The organism is Pseudomonas edaphica (assembly GCF_005863185.1).
GTDB lineage: Bacteria > Pseudomonadota > Gammaproteobacteria > Pseudomonadales > Pseudomonadaceae > Aquipseudomonas > Aquipseudomonas edaphica.
This window is the reverse complement of record NZ_VBVZ01000846.1, coordinates 1-2,105: the sequence shown is the minus strand read 5'-3', so window position 1 is coordinate 2,105 and position 2,105 is coordinate 1. Positions and strand designations below refer to the sequence as shown.

The window sequence follows — 2,105 nt, the reverse complement described above, 5'->3', positions numbered from 1 at the left end:
AGCAGCGCGCACCTGTATGACCAAAGCGGCGCCTTCCCCCACGCCAACTTCAAGCGGCTGCATGAACATGGCCTGGTCGCCCTCACCGTGCCCAAGGCCCTGGGTGGGGGTGGCGCAAGCTTGGCGCAGGCGCGCAAGGCCATCAGCGCGATTGCCAGGGGCGAGCCGTCTACCGCGCTGATTCTGGTGATGCAGTACCTGCAACACACACGCCTGCAAGACAGCAAAACCTGGCCGCAGCACCTGCGCGTACAAGTCGCCGAAGACGCCGTGCGCAACGGAGCGTTGATCAACGCGCTGCGCGTCGAACCTGACCTGGGCACCCCGGCCCGTGGCGGGCTGCCGGCAACCACGGCGGTGCGCACCGCTGACGGCTGGCGCATCAGCGGCCGCAAGATTTACTCCACCGGCAGCCACGGCCTGAGCTGGTTCAGCGTGTGGGCGCGCAGTGATGATGCCGACCCGCTGGTGGGCGCCTGGCTGGTGCCGAAAAACAGCCCCGGCGTGAGCATCATCGACACCTGGGACCACCTGGGCATGCGCGCCACCTGCAGCCACGAAGTGGTGCTCGATAATGTCCTGGTGCCGCTGGACCATGCCGTCAGCGTCAGCCCCTGGAGCGCACCGCAACCTGAGCTGGATGGCGAGGGGTTCCTGTGGATGTCGGTGCTGCTGTCGTCGGTGTACGACGCCGTGGCCCAGGCGGCGCGGGACTGGCTGGTGAACTGGCTGGAGCAGCGCAAGCCGTCCAACCTCGGCGCCGCGCTGTCGAGCTTGCCGCGTTTTCAGGAAACCGTCGGCCATATCGACACCCTGCTGTTTGCCAACCGCAGCCTGCTCGAGGCCGCCGCCCAGGGCCACACGCCAGCCGCCAATGCGGCGCAGCTTAAATACCTGGTGACCGGCAATGCGATCCGCGCCGTGGAGCTTGCCATCGAAGCCTCGGGCAACCCTGGCCTGTCGCGCCATAGCCCGCTGCAACGGCATTACCGCGACGTGCTGTGCAGCCGCGTGCATACGCCGCAGAACGACGCGGTGCTGCAAGGTGTGGGTAAAGCAGTGTTCGCTCAACGTGAGCAACAATGAATAAGGAACGCTCATGAGTCAGGTGATTATCGCCAGCCAGCTGGACGAAGATTACAACCAGGTATTGCGCGAACGCCTTGCCTCGATCCACCCCCATGCCCAGGTGATCGGCGTGCCTGCCGGTGTGCCCAGCGACCTGCCGCCGCAAGCCAATATACTGCTGCTGCGCCCTATCAATGTGCGCGGCTACACCGCGCCCGATACTCCGCCGCCGGGCTGGCCGTATGGCGCGCAGTGGGTACACCTGGTGTCGTCGGGCATCGACTTCTACCCGCAGTGGCTGTTCAACGGCCCGCCGGTAACCACCTCACGGGGCAGCGCCGCCGATAACCTTGCCGAGTTCGCCCTGGCGGCGATCTTTGCGGCGGCAAAGCATTTGCCGGCTATCTGGGTGAAGGATGCCCAGTGGACATTCACCGCGCTGCGCCCGCTCAAGGGCAGCACATTGGGCATTCTCGGCTTTGGTGCGATCGGCAAGAGCCTGGCGCAAAAAGCCCAGGCCTTGGGGATCAACGTGGTTGCGCTGCGCCAGAGCCAGGCACCCTTTGAGGTGGACCATGTTGAGGCCGCCAAGGACATCCACGACCTGTTTGCCCGCGCCGACCACCTGGTGCTGGCGGCGCCGCTCACCGAGGCCACGCGGCATATTGTCGACCGCGATGTGCTCGGCAGCGCCAAGCCGGGATTGCACCTGATCAATATTGCGCGCGGTGGTTTGCTGGATCAGGAGGCCCTGCTGGAAGCCCTGGATAACGGTCAGATCGGCCTGGCCTCGCTGGATGTGACCGAGCCGGAGCCACTGCCGCAGGGCCACCCGTTGTACAGCCATGCGCGGGTGCGGTTGTCGCCGCATACCTCGGCGATTTCGACCAACAGCCAGCAGGAGATTGCCGATACGTTCCTGGCGAATCTGCAGCGGTATGTGCAAGGTTCAACGTTGGCCAATCTTGTCGCCCCTTGAATATGTGTGGGAGCTGGCTTGTGTGGGAGCTGGCTTGCCTGCGATGCAGTCACCTCGG

2 protein-coding genes are annotated in these 2,105 nt (G+C 65.1%); both read left to right on the top strand.

The genetic code is table 11. The features are described from left to right. Nucleotides 1-1,086, top strand: a 1,086-nt coding sequence (locus FEM54_RS31235) for an acyl-CoA dehydrogenase family protein (RefSeq protein WP_138454136.1), incomplete at its 5' end; no start/stop codon positions are given. A 13-nt stretch (nucleotides 1,087-1,099) separates the two neighbouring features. Continuing rightward, the gene (locus tag FEM54_RS31230) at nucleotides 1,100-2,047 is read left to right on the top strand and encodes a D-isomer specific 2-hydroxyacid dehydrogenase family protein (protein ID WP_138454135.1); all 948 of its coding nucleotides are present in this window, start codon (nucleotides 1,100-1,102) and stop codon (nucleotides 2,045-2,047) included. Nucleotides 2,048-2,105: the final 58 nt, after the last annotated feature.